Source organism: Vibrio sp. Y2-5 (assembly GCF_014596725.1).
In the GTDB taxonomy this organism is placed as follows: domain Bacteria; phylum Pseudomonadota; class Gammaproteobacteria; order Enterobacterales; family Vibrionaceae; genus Vibrio.
The window spans coordinates 1-18,819 of the sequence record NZ_JACVEG010000010.1; the positions used below are offsets into that span (position 1 = coordinate 1).

At 44.8% G+C, this 18,819-nt stretch carries 16 protein-coding genes and 1 tRNA gene; 11 read left to right on the top strand and 6 right to left on the bottom strand.

Annotation, left to right across the window (positions count from 1 at the left end; all coding sequences use genetic code 11):
- Positions 1–105 precede the first annotated feature (105 nt).
- The 4 genes from HUO09_RS18590 to nfsA all read left to right on the top strand — a co-directional run bounded on the left by HUO09_RS18590 (position 106) and on the right by nfsA (position 2,509).
- Positions 106–182, top strand: a tRNA-Asp gene (locus tag HUO09_RS18590).
- 234 nt (positions 183–416) lie between these two features.
- Positions 417–1,325 carry a dienelactone hydrolase family protein gene (locus HUO09_RS18595; RefSeq protein WP_188235042.1) on the top strand — a complete coding sequence of 303 codons (909 nt, stop codon included), beginning with the start codon at positions 417–419 and terminating at the stop codon, positions 1,323–1,325.
- Positions 1,326–1,442: 117 nt separating this feature from the next.
- The gene (locus HUO09_RS18600) at positions 1,443–1,775 is read left to right on the top strand and encodes a DUF1904 domain-containing protein (RefSeq protein WP_167413156.1); all 333 of its coding nucleotides are present in this window, start codon (positions 1,443–1,445) and stop codon (positions 1,773–1,775) included.
- An 11-nt stretch (positions 1,776–1,786) separates the two neighbouring features.
- Positions 1,787–2,509: an oxygen-insensitive NADPH nitroreductase gene (gene nfsA / locus HUO09_RS18605; protein ID WP_167413157.1), complete on the top strand. Its 723-nt coding sequence runs from the start codon at positions 1,787–1,789 to the stop codon at positions 2,507–2,509.
- A 68-nt stretch (positions 2,510–2,577) separates the two neighbouring features.
- Here nfsA and HUO09_RS18610 read toward each other — a convergent pair whose 3' ends face one another.
- From HUO09_RS18610 to rdgC, 3 genes are all read right to left on the bottom strand, one after another.
- Complete coding sequence (locus HUO09_RS18610; RefSeq protein ID WP_167413158.1) at positions 2,578–2,832, bottom strand: YfhL family 4Fe-4S dicluster ferredoxin; 255 nt, start codon at positions 2,830–2,832, stop codon at positions 2,578–2,580.
- A 2-nt stretch (positions 2,833–2,834) separates the two neighbouring features.
- Positions 2,835–4,235, bottom strand: coding sequence for a tRNA 5-hydroxyuridine modification protein YegQ (gene yegQ, locus HUO09_RS18615; RefSeq protein WP_167413159.1), 1,401 nt, complete (start codon positions 4,233–4,235; stop codon positions 2,835–2,837).
- 166 nt (positions 4,236–4,401) lie between these two features.
- Complete coding sequence (gene rdgC, locus HUO09_RS18620; protein ID WP_188234980.1) at positions 4,402–5,316, bottom strand: recombination-associated protein RdgC; 915 nt, start codon at positions 5,314–5,316, stop codon at positions 4,402–4,404.
- Positions 5,317–5,561: 245 nt separating this feature from the next.
- Here rdgC and phoB point away from each other — a divergent pair, with 245 nt between their 5' ends.
- The 3 genes from phoB (at position 5,562) to HUO09_RS18635 (ending at position 8,570) form a co-directional block, all read left to right on the top strand.
- Complete coding sequence (gene phoB, locus HUO09_RS18625) at positions 5,562–6,251, top strand: phosphate regulon transcriptional regulator PhoB (protein ID WP_042489603.1); 690 nt, start codon at positions 5,562–5,564, stop codon at positions 6,249–6,251.
- Between the two features lie 67 nt (positions 6,252–6,318).
- Positions 6,319–7,617 (top strand): phosphate regulon sensor histidine kinase PhoR, encoded by a 1,299-nt coding sequence (gene phoR / locus HUO09_RS18630; RefSeq protein ID WP_188234981.1) that lies wholly within the window; start codon positions 6,319–6,321, stop codon positions 7,615–7,617.
- Positions 7,614–8,570: a PstS family phosphate ABC transporter substrate-binding protein gene (locus HUO09_RS18635; protein WP_167413162.1), complete on the top strand. Its 957-nt coding sequence runs from the start codon at positions 7,614–7,616 to the stop codon at positions 8,568–8,570. Before phoR ends, HUO09_RS18635 begins: the two co-directional genes overlap by 4 nt.
- A 54-nt stretch (positions 8,571–8,624) precedes the next feature.
- On the opposite strand, the gene ppx is transcribed toward HUO09_RS18635, so the two are convergent.
- Together ppx and ppk1 are read right to left on the bottom strand one after the other, a co-directional pair.
- A complete protein-coding gene (ppx, locus tag HUO09_RS18640; protein WP_188234982.1) occupies positions 8,625–10,124 on the bottom strand; it encodes an exopolyphosphatase in 1,500 nt (499 codons plus the stop codon).
- A 10-nt stretch (positions 10,125–10,134) separates the two neighbouring features.
- Positions 10,135–12,225 (bottom strand): polyphosphate kinase 1, encoded by a 2,091-nt coding sequence (gene ppk1, locus HUO09_RS18645; RefSeq protein WP_167413164.1) that lies wholly within the window; start codon positions 12,223–12,225, stop codon positions 10,135–10,137.
- A 217-nt stretch (positions 12,226–12,442) separates the two neighbouring features.
- On the opposite strand from ppk1, the gene HUO09_RS18650 reads away from it, so the two are divergent.
- From HUO09_RS18650 to phoU, 4 genes are read left to right on the top strand one after another with little or no spacing between them, the layout of a single operon-like run.
- Entirely contained in the window at positions 12,443–14,671 is a 2,229-nt protein-coding gene (locus HUO09_RS18650) for an ABC transporter permease subunit (RefSeq protein ID WP_188234983.1), read from the top strand.
- 16 nt (positions 14,672–14,687) lie between these two features.
- Entirely contained in the window at positions 14,688–16,346 is a 1,659-nt protein-coding gene (gene pstA / locus HUO09_RS18655; protein WP_188234984.1) for a phosphate ABC transporter permease PstA, read from the top strand.
- A 2-nt stretch (positions 16,347–16,348) separates the two neighbouring features.
- Positions 16,349–17,167: a phosphate ABC transporter ATP-binding protein PstB gene (gene pstB / locus HUO09_RS18660; protein ID WP_102942925.1), complete on the top strand. Its 819-nt coding sequence runs from the start codon at positions 16,349–16,351 to the stop codon at positions 17,165–17,167.
- A gap of 50 nt (positions 17,168–17,217) precedes the next feature.
- Positions 17,218–17,916, top strand: a complete 699-nt coding sequence (gene phoU, locus HUO09_RS18665) for a phosphate signaling complex protein PhoU (protein WP_167413167.1) — start codon at positions 17,218–17,220, stop codon at positions 17,914–17,916.
- A gap of 22 nt (positions 17,917–17,938) precedes the next feature.
- Here phoU and HUO09_RS18670 read toward each other — a convergent pair whose 3' ends face one another.
- On the bottom strand, positions 17,939–18,688 hold the full coding sequence (locus tag HUO09_RS18670; protein WP_188234985.1) for a copper homeostasis protein CutC: 750 nt from the start codon (positions 18,686–18,688) through the stop codon (positions 17,939–17,941).
- Positions 18,689–18,819: the final 131 nt, after the last annotated feature.

An 18,819-nucleotide genomic window follows, 5' to 3' on the forward strand; every position in this document is an offset into this window, starting at 1 on the left:
GGTCTCCCCATGTGAGAGTAGGACATCGCCAGGCTTTATTTCTTGCCTTCAGATTTAAAAATCTGAAGGCAAAACAAAGAAAAGACTTAATAGTCTGACCAATGCGGAGCGGTAGTTCAGTTGGTTAGAATACCGGCCTGTCACGCCGGGGGTCGCGGGTTCGAGTCCCGTCCGCTCCGCCACTTATTCTGAGAGTCGTCTCATTAAAAACGAACTGCAGGGGTGTAGCTCCAATTGGCAGAGCAGCGGATTCCAAATCCGCGTGTTGGGAGTTCGAATCTCTCATCTGCCTTCCTTTCCATTTTGTAACAAATTTGTCCGTTTTAAATTTTCTATAGATTTTTAATCTTCACCTACACTGTTTGTGGAAACGATAATAATTACTAATCTAGTAAGGAAGTGATATGTCAAACTCAATGGATTTCATAACTCAACAAATAGAGCAAGAAAGGGAAATTCCGCAAGAAGCTTTTGATTGGTATGACGAATATGCTCATGGTTTGATTGACCGTAGAGAGTTTATGCGTCGCCTATCTGGTCTCGCGGTATTGGGTTTTAGCATGACAGTGCTGACTTCTGCTTTATTACCTAACTACGCTCTGGCAGAGCAAGTATCTTTTAACGATTCAAAGATCAAAGCCACTTACGTGGAGTTTGATTCTCCAAAGGGGCACGGCAAAGGCCGTGGCTATTTAGTCATGCCTCGTGAGCTTGCTGGAAACGCGCCTGTCGTATTGGTTGTGCATGAAAACCGAGGATTGAACCCTTACATTGAAGATGTTGCGAGACGTTTAGCTATGAATGGTTATATCGCTTTTGCTCCTGACGCATTATTCCCTCTCGGCGGTTATCCGGGCAATGACGACGACGGGCGAGCGATGCAAAGCAGTATGGATAAAGCCAAGATCGAAGAAGACTTTATTGCAGCAGCAACGTTTATTAAGTCCCATGCCAATAGCTCTGGCAAATTAGGTGCAGTGGGATTCTGTTTTGGTGGTTATGTGGTAAACATGCTTGCTGCCACTATGCCAGACGCTTTAGATGCCGGAATTCCTTTTTACGGGACACCTCCAGCGGAAAGTATTCGTTCCAATGTAAAAGGGCCGTTGTTATTGCAGTTTGCAGAACTTGATCAACGAGTTAATGCGACTTGGCCTGATTATGAAAAAGTGCTGAAGACGAATAAGGTTCCGTATACCGCGTACGTTTACAAAGGCGTCAATCACGGATTCCATAACGACTCTACGGGGCGTTATAACGAAGAGGCCGCAGAGACTGCGTGGGAGCGCACGTTGACTTTCTTCGGTGAACATCTGAAAGCTTAATGGCTATGTGGCTCTGGTAATAAGGTTAATACATTAAACTTTGTTACAAAGAGCCATTACTTACTATCGCTCCCCATTTTTGAAGCTGTTATGATGTTCAAAAAGAAGGAGTAACTTATGCCACATTTTCGTTTTCGCGCTGTAGAACCTCAGACGGTGCAAAACTTGTCAAAACCCCTCACGGATTCACTTCAGTCTTTGATGAACTCTCCTCGTGAAGACTTCACTTTCGAATATATCTACACCACTTTCTATGCAGAAGGTGAAGTGTCAGCGGCATATCCGTTCGTGGAAATATTGTGGTTTGATCGTGGGCAGGAAGTGCAAGATAAGGTGGCAGCCATTGTAACTGAACAAGTGAAAGGCATTGTTGGGCAGGATTCAGATGTTGCAGTTATCTTCACTGCTCTAAGTCCTGTGGGTTACTACGATAATGCACAGCATTATTAAGGGGTAAGTAAATGAACTCCGTTATTGATACGATTTTAAATCATCGCTCTATACGTGCTTTTAAAGATACTCCGATTACTCAGCAACAGTTAGACAGCATTATTAAGTCTGGTATTGCAGCTTCCAGCTCAAGCTTGCTTCAAGTGGTTTCTATTATTCGAGTAACCGATAAAGAGAAGCGTCAGAAGTTGGCAGAGCTGTCTGGCAACCAACATTACGTAGCACAGGCGGCTGAGTTTTTGGTTTTCTGCATCGACTATCAACGTCACTTTGAGATGAACCCGAATGTGAAGCCTGAATTTATGGAGTTAACGCTGATTGGAGCGGTAGACTCAGGGATCATGGCGCAGAACTGTCTGTTGGCAGCTGAATCAATGGGGCTGGGTGGTGTTTATATTGGTGGACTACGCAACTCTCCACAGCAAGTGGATGAGCTACTGGGTTTACCGAAATACAGTGCAGTACTGTTTGGTATGTGTCTAGGCCACCCAGACCAAGATCCTCAGTTGAAACCGCGTTTAGGGGCAGATGTAATTGTTCACGAGAACACTTATCAACCTTTGAACAAAGATGCAGTTGCTGAATACGATCAGACGATGATTGATTACTATCAAAGTCGTTCGAGCAATGTGAAACAGCAAGGTTGGTCGGATCAAATCACCGCTAAGCTGAGTCAGGAATCGAGACCGTATATGCTTGGTTATCTGAATGACAAAGGTCTCGCTCAGAAATAATTGAGACTAGAACGCAACAAAAAGCCCAGTCACTGACTGGGCTTCGTTTTAAAGTGTTTAGAGAGCGATTACGCTAATCCCTGAATAATCACAAACTTCTCAAGCAACTCTTCTTCCGTTTCTACATGCTGCGGATCCGTCACGATACAGTTGGTGATCGGGCATACAGACTGACATGTCGGAATCTCGTAGTGTCCTTTACACTCTGTACAGAGGTTCGGGTTGATCTCATAGATATTGTCACCCATAGAGATAGCTCCGTTAGGGCACTCAGGCTCACACATGTCACAGTTAGTGCATTTCTTTGTGATCAATAACGCCATGGTTACTTGCCTACTGGGTTACGAGTATCTTGTCCAGCATTCAGGTTACGCATCAGTAGCGCGTAGTTAAGATCCATGTCTTGAGGCACTGGGATATAAACAAAGTGACCGTTGCCTTTTGCGTCGTTAACTGCTTCTTCTTTACGGTTTTCCATTGCTTCAAGAGTGAATACAACGTTTCCTTTTGGCGTCATCAGTTCTAGGCTGTCACCAAGTATAAATTTGTTCTTAACTTCCACTTCAGCCATATCACCACGGCGCTTACCTGTAAACTCACCAACAAATTGTTGAGCATCAGACACAGAGTAGCCATAGTCGTAGTTTTGGTATGCATCGTGAGTGTGACGACGTAGGAAACCTTCTGTGTAGCCACGGTGAGCTAGGCTTTCTAGTGTATTCATCAAGCTATCATCAAATGGTTTACCTGCAACGGCATCATCGATCGCTTTACGGTATACCTGAGCAGTACGCGCACAGTAGTAGAAAGACTTAGTACGACCTTCGATCTTCAATGAGTGAACACCCATTTTAGTCAAACGCTCTACGTGTTGAACTGCACGTAGATCTTTTGAGTTCATGATGTAAGTGCCGTGCTCATCTTCGTAAGCCGCCATTTTTTCTTCTGGACGGTGAGCTTCAGACAGCAGTACAACTTCATCAGAAGGTTTACCCAAACCGAGAGTGTTATCAGGACGTTCTTCCTGAACTTCAATTGCTTGCGCAGCATTTGGATCAAATTCTTCTACGATTTGACCAGCTTCGTCTTCTTTACCTTTTTCTACCTTGTATTCCCAACGACAAGCGTTAGTACAAGTGCCTTGGTTCGGGTCGCGTTTGTTGATGTAACCTGAAAGTAGGCAGCGGCCTGAATAAGCCATGCAAAGAGCGCCGTGTACGAAAATCTCAATTTCCATTTCAGGGCACTGTTCGCGAATTTCTTCAATCTCTTCTAGAGAAAGTTCACGAGACAGAATGACACGCTCAACGCCTTGCGTTGACCAGAATTTAACTGTTGCCCAGTTAACCGCGTTTGCTTGAACAGAAAGGTGAATAGCCATTTCTGGGAATGCTTCACGAACCATCATGATGAGGCCTGGGTCAGACATGATAAGAGCATCTGGGCCCATATCGATCACTGGCTTAAGATCGCGGATGAAGGTTTTTAGTTTTGAGTTATGCGGTTGAATGTTGCATACCACGTAGAATTTTTTACCTAAAGCGTGGGCTTCGTTGATACCGACCTGTAGGTTTTCGTGGTTGAACTCATTGTTACGTACGCGCAGGCTGTAACGAGGTTGGCCAGCATAAACAGCATCAGCGCCGTATGCGAATGCGTAACGCATGTTCTTAAGGCTACCCGCTGGAGATAATAGCTCCGGTACAAAAGTATTTTCAGTTGTCATTGTTTGTTTCTCAATCTGATCACAAGTCAGGCCAATACCACCTGATGGTATTGGAAGGGGCGCAAATTTTACGTCAAAACGTGAGCTGTGCCTAGTAAAGATTAAGAATAGAAGGGGAAGAAAAGTAGGGAAAAACTGACTCCGCGAAGACGGAGTCAGAGAAAGATTAAGCGTCAGCTTTAGGAAGACCACCAAGTACTTCAAACAGATTTGGTAGAAATGCTGAGAATTCGCCGCACAGTAGAGATAAGTCAGCATCAAGGCGCGCAGCTTGATCTTCACGAGGAATATCTTCGTTTTGATCTTTGAGTTCATCGCTGTACTGAATGCGTTTAATGCTGCAATCTTCAGCCAATACAAAGCTCAAACGGTCTTGCCAGTTTAAGGCGAGTTTAGTAACCACTTTATTCGCCTGAATATGGCTTAGGATTTCATCACTGGTCAGTTCTTGTTTTTTACAGCGAATCACAGCGCCATCGTCTAAGAACGATTTCAGTTCTGCTTCGTCAAGCAACTGGAAACCTTGTGGCAAGTTGCCGTCTTTCACCCACTCAGTCAGCGTCGTTTCTACGGCAACTTCAGGAATGGCAGGAACAACAGGAAGGCTACCCATGCTCTTACGCAGTAGTGCCAGTACATCTTCCGCTTTTTTATAGCTGCTTGCGTCAACCAGAATCAGACCTTCATTTGGCATGATCAGAACGTAAGTTAAATGGCTGCGGCTAAAGGCACGAGGAAGAAGATCAACAATGATGTCATCTTTGATGTTGTCTTTTTCTGTTTTCTTCAGCGGGCGCCCCTCTTCAGCTTCCATCAATGCGACTTTCTCGTTAAGAGAGTCTTTAATCACAGAAGCGGGGAGCATTTTTTCTTCTTTCTTGGCGCAGATGAGAATGCGGTCTTCGCTAACGTGAGTCATCATGTCGCCGTGTTTGCCCAGTGCGTGAACCCAGCCAAATTTCTGTTTGTCTTGGCTGCCACATGGCGTGAAACGGAACTCTGCCAGTTGTTTTTCTAGCTGATCGGCGTTGAAATTGACTTCGCGATTAACACGATAAGCCATACAGTTTTTAAACCACATATCTTTTCTTTTCCTTGTTCGAAAGGCCAACATGATAGGGGATTTCCCCGTCAATGTCTTAGGCGAAACACAAAAATTATCAACTTATGCCAAGTAATATAAAACCATGAACAAGATAAGAAACTTATATTAAAAATTGTTTGCAATAGTCACAAAAGTGTCATATTCATTTTTCATAATGCATATGCTCAAGTGACCTCAAGATGCTTGGTTACACTGTTAATTAAAATAAAGGTTATTCAAATATGTCTAGAAGGATTCTAGTTGTTGAAGACGAAGCGCCAATCCGAGAGATGCTTTGCTTTGTTCTTGAACAGAAAGGCTACCAAGCAGTGGAAGCAGAAGATTACGACACTGCGGTAGAGAAGTTAGCTGAACCCTTCCCTGATCTTGTTCTACTTGATTGGATGCTACCTGGTGGTAGTGGCATTAACTTTATCAAACACATGAAGCGTGAAGAGCTGACTCGTAATATTCCGGTTGTTATGCTGACTGCTCGTGGTGAAGAAGAAGATAAAGTTCGCGGCTTAGAAGTGGGTGCTGATGACTACATCACTAAACCTTTCTCACCTAAAGAACTTGTTGCTCGCTTGAAGGCGGTGATTCGCCGAGTCACACCAACCGCATTGGAAGAGTTGATCGATGTGCAAGGTCTCAAGTTAGACCCAGTTTCACACCGAGTGACTGCCAATGATGTCCCGTTAGACATGGGACCAACTGAGTTTAAAATGCTGCACTTCTTTATGACTCACCAAGAGCGAGTCTACAGTCGCGAGCAACTATTGAATAACGTTTGGGGCACCAATGTGTATGTGGAAGATCGTACCGTTGATGTGCACATTCGTCGATTGCGCAAAGCCCTTGAAGATGCTGGACACGATAAGTTGATTCAAACGGTTCGTGGTGCTGGCTACCGCTTCTCAACGAAAGCGTAAAGAGCTAGGCTTATAAGCGCCAGCCTTGAAAAATAAAAGGCTTAAAAGGATTCAAGTTCGAGAGATTATGGTTGAACGATTGACTTGGAAAAAGCTGGCTTGGGAGCTGGCTTTTTTTTACCTTCCATGGATAGTGGTTGGATGGATTTTTGGATATATGCCGTGGTTGCTACTAGCAGCTACGGCGATTCAGCTTGTCTGGCATCTGCATAACCAGTTGCGCTTATCGGCATGGTTATGGGATGAGAAACGCCTGACGCCACCTTCTGGTTCTGGCAACTGGGAGTCTTTGTTTAACGGTATTTACCGACTACAACAACGCCAACGTAAGAAACGTAAAGAGCTGACTAACCTTATTCGCCGTTTCCGTAATGGTGCAGAATCATTACCCGATGCGGTGGTGGTTTTTCGTAGCGAAGGCAACATTGTCTGGTGTAACCGCTTAGCTCAACACTTGCTCGGCTTTCGCTGGCCTGATGATTCTGGTCAGCCGATTTCCAATTTGATTCGTACGCCGGATTTCATTAAGTATCTGCAAAAAGACGATTTTTCCGAGCCACTGGAAATGCGCTCACCACTCAACGTAGAACGTATGCTCGAACTGCGTATCGTGCCTTATACCGAAGGCGAGCATTTGATGGTGGTTCGTGATGTGACTCAGATTAAGCAGCTAGAAGGTATGCGTCGTAACTTCTTTGCCAATGTTTCTCATGAGCTCCGTACCCCTATGACAGTGCTACAGGGCTATTTGGAAATGACCGAAGACCCAGAAGTCCTGTCTGGGCCGATGTGGGGCAAGGCACATGGCGTGATGACTGAGCAGCTAAACCGTATGAACAGTTTGGTCAACCAGCTTCTGACTCTGTCGAAAATCGAAGCTGCGCCGATGCACGAGCTGGACGAAGTGGTTAACGTACCTAGCATGCTGGAAATTTTGGAAAAAGAAGCCATCAGTCTCAGCGGCAGTGACGAACATAAGCTCACCTTTGAAGTGGATAAGAATCTGAAAGTTCTGGCGGACGAAGATCAGCTGCGTAGTGCTATCTCTAACCTTGTCTACAACTCGGTGAAATACACGCCTCCGGGGGCCGAAATTTACGTCCGTTGGTATCAAAGCCCGCAAGGTGCTTGTTTGGAAGTTGAAGATAAGGGCGATGGTATTGAGCCACAACATTTACATCGTTTAACTGAACGTTTTTACCGCGTAGACAAAGCTCGTTCTCGTGATACAGGTGGCAGCGGTCTTGGCTTGGCTATTGTTAAACACGCTTTGTCACATCATGATTCGCACCTTGATATCGAAAGTGAAGTAGGCAAGGGCAGTAAGTTCTCTTTTGTTCTGCCAAAACGTTTGGTCGTACAATGATAAAAATCAGTCAGTGTTGTATTGCTGCATCCTTAATGCTTACTCAGATGGCTTATGCTGTTGATGAGTTACAGGACTATACCAAGACGTCGGGTGTTGCTGGCAGCTTGTTGTCGGTAGGCTCAGACACGCTTGCAGGAATGACAACTCTGTGGGTAGAAGAGTTTCAAGCGCTCTATCCGAATGTAGATTCTCAGGTACAGGCATCAGGTTCAGCCACTGCTCCCCCTGCGTTAACCGAAGGTACTGCGCAATTTGGCCCAATGAGCCGACCAATGCGCATGAGAGAAATTGAAGCCTTTGAACGCGCTTACGGCTACAAACCCACGGAACTGCGCGTCGCGATTGATGCCATTGGCGTATTTGTCCATCGAGACAATCCGATTGAAGGACTTAACTTCCGCCAGCTAGACAGTATTTTCTCTGAAACACTACGTTGTGGAGCCACTAAGTCTTCAAAAACTTGGCAAGATCTGGGGCTGAACTATGGCTGGGCAAAACGTGGCATACAGATGTTTGGTCGCAACTCGGTATCCGGTACTTATGGGTACTTTAAGCAAAACGCGCTTTGTGGCGGTGATTTCAAACGCAATGTGAACGAACAACCGGGGTCGGCTTCGGTGGTTCAGTCGGTAGCATCATCAATTAACACCATTGGCTATTCTGGTGTGGGCTATCAGGTGTCGGGTGTGAAACTTGTGCCGATAGCGAAATCGGGTACGGATTATATTATGCCGACCCACGAGAATATCCTTTCCGGTCAGTATCCGCTTTCTCGTTATTTGTTTGTTTATGTGAACAAAAATCCGCTGCGTGACTTAACGCCGATTCAGCGCGAATTCATCCGCTTTATCTTCTCCAAGCAAGGGCAAAGCTTAGTGGCCAAAGATGGTTACGTACCGATTTCAGCCGAAATTGCCAGCCAAGAGCTGAAGAAAGTAGGGATAGAGTAAGGGACAAAAAAGCCTCGCTGTCATCATGCGAGGCTTTTTAATGAATGACCAGAGCTAGAATTTCAGATCCCAACCGACAGCTTGCCAGTATTCTTGCTCTGTGAGTAAATCTGCATGCAATAGTTTGTTGTTCTCCAGCCAGTCTTTATCAATACAGCTTAGTGTCCACTCTTCATCTTTGGCTGTTAAGGTGAGTTCAGGTAATGGTTCATCGTTACGTTGTCCGTTGACCAAAATTGCCAGACGTAAAACCCGAATCAAACCAGTAATGTGCTTTTTCTTAAACAGAGAGAAATCGGCCATTTCATTGAGCTTTAATGCTTTACGTTGGAAGCGAACCAAGGTTGAAAGTACCAGTTGTTGCTCACTGTTAAAGCCGGGCATGTTGGTATGACGCAGGATATAAGCAGAGTGACGATGGAATGCTTGTAAGCTGATGCTCAAGCCCACTTCGTGAAGCAGTGCGCTCCATTCCAGTAGGTCAAACAGTTCGCTGCTAGCTTTTAAGCCAAGCTCTGAGGAGACATTGTCGAGAAAATCGCGCGCGTATCCTTTTACCTGAGCGGCATGTTCGAGGTCTACTAAGTGTTTAGCCGCAAGATTCTCTGTGGTACGCAGACGAATATCAGAATACTTGAAGCGATCTTCCATTTCGTAAAGCAGACCTTCACGTAATGCGCCGTCGGAAAAGTGCATCTCTTTGATATGAAGATCTTTAAATATTGCAGACAGAATCGCCACACCCGCAGCAAATACCGGTTTGCGATCATCAGTCAGAGTCGGCAAATCAATATCATCAATCTTATTCCATTCGCACAGCTTGTCGATCAACTTGTTTAATCGAACGGGGGTTATTATGCCGTCTTCATCGCCCAAACCGACCAGAACTTCGTGAATAGCCTTGATGGTCCCTGATGAACCAAAAGCGCTTTGCCAGCCTTTCTTACGATATTTGGAGGCGATTGACTCCAGTTTTTGCTCGGCTGCTAAGATGGCTTGTGCAAAGTTTTTCTTCGACAATTTACCATTGGCAAAGTGCTGGTGGGTGTAACTTACACAGCCCATCTGCTTGCTGTTGACCAGCTCAGCTTCAAAGCCTTTGCCGATGATCATTTCGGTACTGCCACCACCAATATCCACTACCAGCATAGAATCAGACTGAGGCTGAGTGTGAGCAACACCGAGATAAATCAGACGAGCTTCTTCACTACCGGGAATGATCTCGATAGGAAAAGGCATTACTTCACGAGCACGCTGGATAAAAATGTGTGCGTTATTGGCGCGGCGTAGCGTGTGGGTAGCCGCAATGCGAACATTTTCTGGTTCAAACCCCTGAATTCGTTCTGCGAACATGGCTAAACACTCAAGACCGCGTTCAATTGACGGATTATCAAGATTGCCGAGAGAATCCAACCCAGATGCTAAACGAACCCGCTGTTTATGGCGGCTGATGAGTTGCAAATCTTGATCGACGACTTTTGCAACGACCATATGGAAACTGTTTGAGCCTAAATCAATGGCGGCAATTTCACGGCTTGAAATGGGTTGGTTCATAGGCGTTAACTTACTCTTGCTGGGCGCTAGCCCCTTGTTTACGTGTCTGTTTTTCTGCATTTTTAAGATAGTCATAAATCGCTATTTGAGAACGTATTTTTTTGCGGTTCCCACGTTTCACATAGCTGTTACTCATCTCTTTATCTATAACACGCGCTTTTACCGTATCTGTAAACTGAATGTTTAATATATCGATGATTTTTTTCTTTAAACGCTCATCACGAATGGGCGCAGTTACCTCTATGCGATAATCAATATTTCGGGTCATCCAGTCTGCCGAAGAGATATAGATTAGCGGCTCGCCATCATTGTGCGTCATAAACACACGAGGGTGTTCCAAGAAACGGTCAACGATACTGATCACTTCAATGTTGTCACTTACCCCTTCAACACCCGGAACCAGTGAACACATGCCGCGGATGATCATCCTAATTTTTACTCCAGCTGCACTGGCGCCATAGAGTTTGTTAATCAAACCTTTATCGACAAGGTTATTGAGCTTAATAGTGATAGCTGCTTTTTTGCCTGCTTTGGCATTAGCGATTTCGCTGTCTATCAAACGGTATAAACGGGTACGCGAGTTTCGCGGAGAGACAATCAAATGGTTAAATTTAACCGGACGGAATGGATTTTCAATGTAGTTGAAAACGCTGCGAACTTCGGTTGTCAGCTCTTCATCGGCAGTCAGCAGAGAGAAGTCGGTATAAATACGCGCCGTTTTCTCGTGGAAGTTACCTGTACCGATATGCGCGTAGCGGACAAAGTGGTCGTTTTCTTTACGTGTGATCAGCAATAATTTGGCGTGAATTTTCATACCCGGCGCACCAAAAATAACATGCACGCCAGCTTCAGTCAGAATTCGTGACCATTCAATATTGGCTTCTTCATCGAATCGCGCTTGCAGTTCAACCACCACAACCACTCGTTTACCGTTATGTACCGCATCGACTAAGGAGTTCATCAAGCGTGAATCTTTTGCCACGCGATAAACGTTAATTTTGATACTGATGACTTTCGGGTCGAACGAAGCTTGTCTCACCAGTTCGGTAATATGGTCAAAGCTGTGATAAGGATAGTGAAGCAAAATGTCTTTGGCTTTGATTGCTTCAAACGAGTTCGGGTAATCATCAAAGTCAGCGCAACTTAGCGGTGGTAACGGTCTGTTTTCCAAGTAATCACGGCCAAAGTTTGGAAAACCGATAAAGTCTTTAAAGTTATGGTAGCGGCTGCCCGGCAGCAAGCTGTCATAGTGGGATATTTTTAGCTTCTCACATAGAAATCGCAGCATGGCTTCCGGCATTTCACGCTCATAAACAAAGCGAACGGGCATCGCCGTCAAGCGCTGGCTCAAACTCTCAGACATCTGTTCAAGTAAGCTGTATTCGACTTCGTGGCCTAAATCGTATTCAGCATCACGGGTCATTTTCATGGAGTAGCCTGCGATACTGTCGTAATCGAAAAAGCCTTGGAAAATACTCTCAAGACAGTAACGAATGATGTTGTCGAGCAAGATAATGGTTTTACGACGTTTGCCTTTTTGTTCTGGCACCATCACAAAGCGTGGGAGATGATCGGTCGGGATCTCGATCAGTGCGTATTGGCAGTGATCGCCTTTTTTCAGCTCAACAGTGATATAGGCGTATTCATCTTTCAGGAACTGAAGAACGTCAATGTCGTCACGCATCAGCAGGGGAGTGATATGAGGAAGCACTTCTTTCTGAAAATATTTAGTTATCCAGCGTTGCTGAGCTTCATCAAGTTGGGTTTCATTAACCAGAAAAATGCGCCGTCTTGCCATTTCTAAGATCAGATCACTGTAGAGCTGATCAAAATCTTGGTTGAGTTTGTAGGCTTTGGTTTGCATTTGCGACAGCAGATGCTTGGATTCGTCACTGCCACCACGTTCGCGGTTGATGAGGATCAAGCGTTTTACATCGGCAAATCGCACTTTGTAAAACTCATCTAGGTTGTTGGAAAAAATGCCTAAAAATCGAATTCGTTCGATAAGGGGTACGGTTTTATCTGCGGCTTCCTGCAATACGCGTTCGTTGAATGAAAGCCAACTCAGTTCCTTGTCGATATACAGCTTATCCGTACTCATGATACACCTACTGACTAGTTCTTCTGACGTTAATAACTGTGGTCGTTAACTTTGGTTGTTAACTCATGCAAAATATTGCTCCAATGTGACATTTTTATTGCAGTGAGTGTTTTTGTTCTTAGAGTTGTTTTATTTTCAGTTGTTTAATGCGCTTTGTAATATAATTGTCACCTAAAGGAAATAGTATGACAAATTGGTTAAATAGGTAGATTTTTAAATGGTTCAAAGCACATTTTCATTGAAAGAACGAGATCAGAAACGATTAATCAAAGATCGTTTGGTTCGTCTTGCAGTGACATGCGGTGGTGTCAGTGTGCTGGGGGCTTTGGTTCTGATCTTTATCTACCTTGGTATGGTCGTTCTTCCTCTGTTTTCAGATTCAAAGTTGGAACCTAATTTTGCCAGTCAGCCTATTTCGTCTTCTGCACCTCACTACCTGGCTATTGATGAATATGGCGAGCGCGGTTTTATTGTTAGTTCAAATGAGAGCGATAAAGATGCGAGCGCCGAATTTTGGTTATTGAATCACGAGAAAAGTTCTCCGATCTGGACTGAACACCTTAATATAAAACCGACTGTGTTTGCTACAGCAACGCGAGATTCCGGCTGGTTTGCTATGGCGGATAACGAACGTAATGTGGTTGTAGTTCGTCCTCAATTTCTTTATTCAATGACCAAACAAGGGCGAGGTTTCACGCCTGAACTTGAACATCTGTCCTTGCCTTACAATTTTAAACTCTCTCCTAAAGGTACGCTGATTAAGCAATTCAGCTTTGCGGTCACTGACGAGGAAACCGTGTTTGCCAGTTATCTCGATGACAGCTCAGTGTTGGTTCGTTGGGTGGATACTTCCACGCAAAACCAGCAAGGAGAGTTTCGATTCCCGACTCAGTTTGGCAATGTCGATCAACTGGTTCTGACGCCAGATGCTAAGACTTTGTACATTCGTTCAGGCACAGACCTTGTGGTGGCGCTTCGTGACGGGATGCGTTTTCACATTCGTGAAGTTGTTGATTTGAGCCTTGGAGATAGTAAACACCAAGTAACAGCCATTACCCTTCTGTCCGGAGCACATTCTCTTTTAGTTTCTCACAGTGATGGTTTGGTCTCTCAGTGGTTTGATGTACTGCACACTGGCGATTCTGAACAAGGTGAACGCAAACTTACACATATTCGTGAGTTTAAGTTGGCATCAGAAATGACCATGCTGTTGCCTGATACCTATCGCAAAGGTTTCTACAGTTTTTATAAAAATGGCTCGGTTCAAAGTCATTACACCACCAGTGAAAAGTTGGTGATTTTTGAACGAGCTTATTCCAAAGCCCCAACATTGGCTGCGATGTCAGATAACGAGCGTTATTTGGCTACTTATTCTGATGGCATTATCAGTGTCGCTGAGGTGGATAACGGCTATCCGGAAGTATCATTTTCATCGTTGTGGCAGAAAGTGTGGTACGAGAGCTACCCTGAGCCTCAATACGTATGGCAGTCGACATCCGGTGGCGATGATTTTGAAGCCAAATTCAGCTTGGTGCCTATTGCATTCGGTACATTGAAAGCGGCGTTTTATGCCATGTTGTTTGCTGTGCCAATTGCTGTTTTAGGTGCGATTTATACCGCGTATTTTATGGCGCCGAAAATGCGCCGTGTCGTTAAGCCAACCATTGAACTGATGGAAGCTTTGCCGACGGTGATCATCGGTTTCTTAGCTGGGCTATGGTTTGCACCGATTGTTGAGACAAATCTGGCCTCTATCACCGCTTTGTTTGTACTGTTGCCTGTCGCTATGTTTTTGATTGGATTGGTTTGGTCTTGGTTGCCGCGCTCCATTGCGCGTAAAGCCAATGGTTGGCACTCATTAATATTGATACCTCTGCTGATTGCTTTTGTTGCTTTGATCTTATCGTTTACCAATGAAATTGAGATGTGGCTGTTTGATGGTGATGTGCGTTTACTATTAGCATCACACGGTATCGACTTCGATCAGAGAAATGCGCTGGTAGTGGGTTTTGCTATGGGTTTTGCGGTGATTCCAACCATATTTACCATTGCTGAAGACGCCATATTCTCGGTGCCTAAACACCTGTCTGACGGTTCGTTAGCTTTAGGTGCAACCCCGTGGCAGACGTTAATGAATGTTGTGTTGTTAACCGCAAGTCCCGGCATTTTCTCAGCCGTTATGATGGGGCTAGGACGAGCTGTGGGTGAGACGATGATCGTTTTGATGGCAACAGGTAACACACCAATTATGGATTGGAATATTTTGGAAGGCATGCGCACTTTGTCGGCGACGATAGCTGTGGAACTTCCAGAATCGGAAGTGGGCAGTTCGCACTTTAGAATTCTATTCTTGGCTGCTTTGCTTTTATTTGTGTTTACATTTGCAGTGAACTCTATCGCTGAATGGGTACGTCAGCGTCTTCGTGCTCGTTATCGTTCACTGTAACTGGTTGGATAGCTAAATGTCATTATTGAAGTGGTTTAAGTCGGGCTCTCCTTGGATATGGCTTACTGGCGGTGCAGTGAGCCTAAGCTTGATCTCGGTTCTTGGTTTGTTGCTGTTGATTGGCTGGAAGGGATTAACCTATTTCTGGCCTGCGCCTCTATATCAATGGCACAGCTTAGCAGAGCCGAATAAAGTGATTGTTGGCCAGTTATACGCTTCTGAAAGTGTGCCTGTCAGCCATTTGAAAGAGATGAATAGCACTCTGTCTCCTGAAGTTATAGAAGAAGGAACGGCAGAGCGTTTAAGTATTAAAGTCGCAAACCGAGATCTTTATCAGGCGGATTTCATTTCACTGCTGGCAGACAATGTTTCTGCACCCGAAAAACCAACCGGTTGGGCGGTGATTGAGCGTACTCGTGACGGGCAGTTTTTTGGTAAGCCCGTCGGATTTGAAAAAGCTGATGGTGAAACCAGTGCCTATATTTCAACGCTTCTTGAGCGAGGTTTGCAAGAAGTGACGACGCTGCGTGAGCAGATCAATACAGTGATTGAACAAGAGATTCGAGTAGTCAGCAGTGCTTCAGAAAAACTGAGACTGGAGAAAAGACGCTTAGAGCTTAACGGTAAGTTAACCGATGAATATCTCGCTAATTACCAACAGCAAAAGCAAGTATTGGATGAAAAGCGAAAACAAGCTGAAGAGCATCTGGATTTACTGAGAACTCAGCTAGGTCTGCAAACTTTAATTGTTGAAGACATGGCTGGAACTCGGGTGCGAATTCCTGTGAGTCATATTCTGGATATCTGGTATCCGAATGATATGAATACATTGGAAAAATTGACTCAGTGGTCGAAACAGGTCTGGGTGTTTTTATCTGAAAACCCACGTGAATCTAACTCTGAAGGTGGTGTATTCCCTGCGATTTTTGGCACTGTCTTTCTGGTGTTGCTGATGTCGGTGATTGTAATGCCTCTTGGCGTTGTCGCTGCGGTTTACCTGCACGAATACGCCAAAGACAATACCTTTACCCGCATTATTCGCGTCGCAGTGATCAACTTGGCGGGTGTACCTTCGATTGTTTATGGCGTCTTTGGTTTAGGCTTTTTTGTTTACACTATAGGTTCATCTATCGATAGTTTGTTCTATGCAGAGCGTTTACCTGCTCCTACCTTTGGTACTCCTGGTTTGTTATGGTCCGCGCTGACATTGGCAGTATTAACCCTGCCTGTGGTGATAGTCACCACCGAAGAAGGGTTAACTCGAATTCCAAATTCGGTGCGTCACGGTTCATTGGCATTGGGCGCCACACAGTTTGAAACCATTTGGCGAATTGTTCTGCCTATGGCTAGCCCTGCTATGATTACAGGACTAATATTAGCGATAGCCCGTGCTGCGGGAGAGGTTGCACCATTGATGCTGGTGGGCGTGGTAAAAATTGCCTCAAGCTTACCAGTGGATGCAGAATTCCCTTATGTTCATCTTGAACGTAAGTTTATGCATTTGGGCTTTCATATTTATGATGTGGGTTTCCAAACCACCAATATCGAAACCGCGCGTCCTTTGGTTTATGCAACATCATTTTTGCTCGTCACTGTTATTGTGGCTTTGAACTTAACCGCCATCAGCATTCGTAATAATTTGCGCGAGAAATATCGTACTTTAGGACAAGATTAAGCATGTTTTCTGTTAATCAAACATTGGGCTATCAAGCACCGTTGGATGTCAACAATCTAACTGATCAGCAAACTTCTATTTCGATTGAAGGTTTGAGTCTGTTCTATGGTCAGACAAAAGCGTTGAGCGACATCTCTATGCGTATTCCTAAAGGACAAGTAACGGCGTTTATCGGTCCTTCTGGTTGTGGTAAGTCGACCTTGCTGCGTTGTATCAACCGTATGAACGATCTTGTAGAAGCGTGTCGTGTGGAAGGTGAAATCAAGCTGCATGGCAAAAACGTTTATCATCCGGACGTGGATGTTGCCACGCTTAGACGCCGTGTAGGTATGGTGTTTCAGCGTCCCAACCCGTTTCCTAAATCTATTTACGAAAACGTGGTTTACGGTCTACGGTTACAGGGAATCAAGAACAGTCGCACATTAGATGATGCGGTAGAACGCTCACTGCGTGCAGCGGCGTTGTGGGACGAAGTCAAACATCGTTTGCACGAAAATGCGTTTGGTTTATCTGGTGGTCAGCAACAACGTTTGGTGATTGCTCGTGCGATTGCTATTGAACCTGAAGTACTTTTATTGGATGAGCCGACATCCGCACTTGACCCAATTTCTACCCTGACGATCGAAGAACTGATCCATGAGCTTAAAACCAAATATACGGTTGTAATTGTTACTCACAATATGCAACAAGCAGCAAGGGTGAGTGACCATACCGCCTTTATTCATATGGGAAAGTTGATCGAGTACTCAGATACGGACTCTATTTTTACTTCGCCATTGAAAAAGAAAACTGAAGACTACATTACTGGTCGATACGGATAAACGAACAAAAGCAGTTCTTGCACAAGAACTTTGCGAGTTAAGGAACCATCATGCAGTTAGGTCGCCACATTTCTGGTCAATTCAACGTTGAGCTTGAATCTATTCGCACGCATGTATTAACCATGGGCGGGTTGGTTGAGCAGCAGCTTTCATTTGCGATGCAAGCGGTGAATAAGCAGGATATTGAGCTTGCAAGAAAAGTGGTGCGTGATGATCACAAAGTGAATGCAATGGAAGTGTCGATTGATGAAGCTTGTACTCGCATTATCGCTAAGCGTCAGCCTGCGGCAAAAGACCTGCGTTTGATTATGGCGATCATTAAAACCATTACGGATCTTGAGCGTATTGGTGATGTTGCAACCAAGATGGCCTATGTGGCGATTGAAAGTCCTTCTTCTAAAGAGAGTCACTTTCAAGTCTCTCTTGAACCGTTATGTCGCAGTGCCGTAGCCATGTTGCATAAAGTGTTGGATGCGTTTGCTCGTATGGATGTGGAAGCCGCTGCAGAAGTTTATAAGCTGGACGATAAGTTAGATAAAGAGTACGAATCGGTGATTCGCCAGTTAATGACTTTTATGATGGAAGACCCGAAAAACATCCCGCATATTCTACAAGTGATGTGGTCCGCTCGTGCCATTGAGCGTGTTGGTGATCGTTGCCAAAATATCTGCGAATACATCATCTACTTTGTTAAAGGCAAAGACGTTCGCCACTTGGGCGAACAGTCTATCGATGATGCTTTACGTTAGAATCTCTTTCTAAATCTCAGCATTAAAGCGATTTTACAATTTCCGCAACTTTGCGAATGGCTTCTGGATTTGTCACTGGCACGATGAAGTCATCGAGGTTTTGATTGCCCATTTTTGCGCTGTTTACCACCAACTTCATGTTACTTGTTCGCGTTGACTTTCCGGATAAGTGCACTTCTTTGACCAAGGTTTGAGTGACAATGGCTTCCACGTTGTCACTTGATACACCTGCTCCCGCCATGATGGATATTCTTCCATCTGCAAGCTGTACCATGTCGGCAATGATCCCTTTGCCCGCTAATGCATTGCTGGCAAGACCTGAAGTTAGTACTCGCTCACAGCCGAGTACGATAATATCTTCTAATGCTTGGCGATAGTCTTGGCATTGATCGATAGCGCGATGAAACGTCACTCCTAATCCATTGAGTTTGGCGTGATTGACGATTCGGGCACATTTCTGAATATCAACCTTTCCTTCAGCGGTCAGAATACCAAACACGATACCTTGTAAGCCCGCTTCAGCCGCCGCATCAATGTCATACAACATGGACTCCATATCGTCTTCATCGTAAAGGAAATCGCCTTGACGAGGACGAATCATGGCATAAACAGGAACAGACGAAATGTTTGCCGCTTGCTTCATCATACCAGAACTGGGTGTGAGTCCACCTAATGCCAAAGAAGAGCAAAGTTCGATGCGGTTGGCACCGCCTTCGATTGCTAAATGTAGAGATTCAAGATTGTCGATACAAACTTCGATGTTGTAGTTCATGATGGGCTCGCAGCTATTTGATGTGGGGATAAGTGTATACCAAGCAGCGATGTTTTTATCTAATGGCTTGTGCGATCTTGTGCCCAATAAAAAAGCTCAAAGCGGATGCTTTGAGCTTTTACAAGACTTTA

Bases quoted from the DNA above. Each gene is read 5' to 3' on its own strand.
- HUO09_RS18650 (WP_188234983.1), top strand. From the start codon at position 12,443: ATGGTTCAAAGCACATTTTCATTGAAAGAACGAGATCAGAAACGATTA.
- ppx (WP_188234982.1), bottom strand. From the start codon at position 10,124: ATGAACCAACCCATTTCAAGCCGTGAAATTGCCGCCATTGATTTAGGC.
- HUO09_RS18600 (WP_167413156.1), top strand. From the start codon at position 1,443: ATGCCACATTTTCGTTTTCGCGCTGTAGAACCTCAGACGGTGCAAAAC.
- phoB (WP_042489603.1), top strand. From the start codon at position 5,562: ATGTCTAGAAGGATTCTAGTTGTTGAAGACGAAGCGCCAATCCGAGAG.
- rdgC (WP_188234980.1), bottom strand. From the start codon at position 5,316: ATGTGGTTTAAAAACTGTATGGCTTATCGTGTTAATCGCGAAGTCAAT.
- phoU (WP_167413167.1), top strand. From the start codon at position 17,218: ATGCAGTTAGGTCGCCACATTTCTGGTCAATTCAACGTTGAGCTTGAA.
- phoR (WP_188234981.1), top strand. From the start codon at position 6,319: ATGGTTGAACGATTGACTTGGAAAAAGCTGGCTTGGGAGCTGGCTTTT.
- ppk1 (WP_167413164.1), bottom strand. From the start codon at position 12,225: ATGAGTACGGATAAGCTGTATATCGACAAGGAACTGAGTTGGCTTTCA.
- HUO09_RS18670 (WP_188234985.1), bottom strand. From the start codon at position 18,688: ATGAACTACAACATCGAAGTTTGTATCGACAATCTTGAATCTCTACAT.
- HUO09_RS18595 (WP_188235042.1), top strand. From the start codon at position 417: ATGGATTTCATAACTCAACAAATAGAGCAAGAAAGGGAAATTCCGCAA.
- pstB (WP_102942925.1), top strand. From the start codon at position 16,349: ATGTTTTCTGTTAATCAAACATTGGGCTATCAAGCACCGTTGGATGTC.
- pstA (WP_188234984.1), top strand. From the start codon at position 14,688: ATGTCATTATTGAAGTGGTTTAAGTCGGGCTCTCCTTGGATATGGCTT.
- HUO09_RS18635 (WP_167413162.1), top strand. From the start codon at position 7,614: ATGATAAAAATCAGTCAGTGTTGTATTGCTGCATCCTTAATGCTTACT.
- nfsA (WP_167413157.1), top strand. From the start codon at position 1,787: ATGAACTCCGTTATTGATACGATTTTAAATCATCGCTCTATACGTGCT.
- HUO09_RS18610 (WP_167413158.1), bottom strand. From the start codon at position 2,832: ATGGCGTTATTGATCACAAAGAAATGCACTAACTGTGACATGTGTGAG.
- yegQ (WP_167413159.1), bottom strand. From the start codon at position 4,235: ATGACAACTGAAAATACTTTTGTACCGGAGCTATTATCTCCAGCGGGT.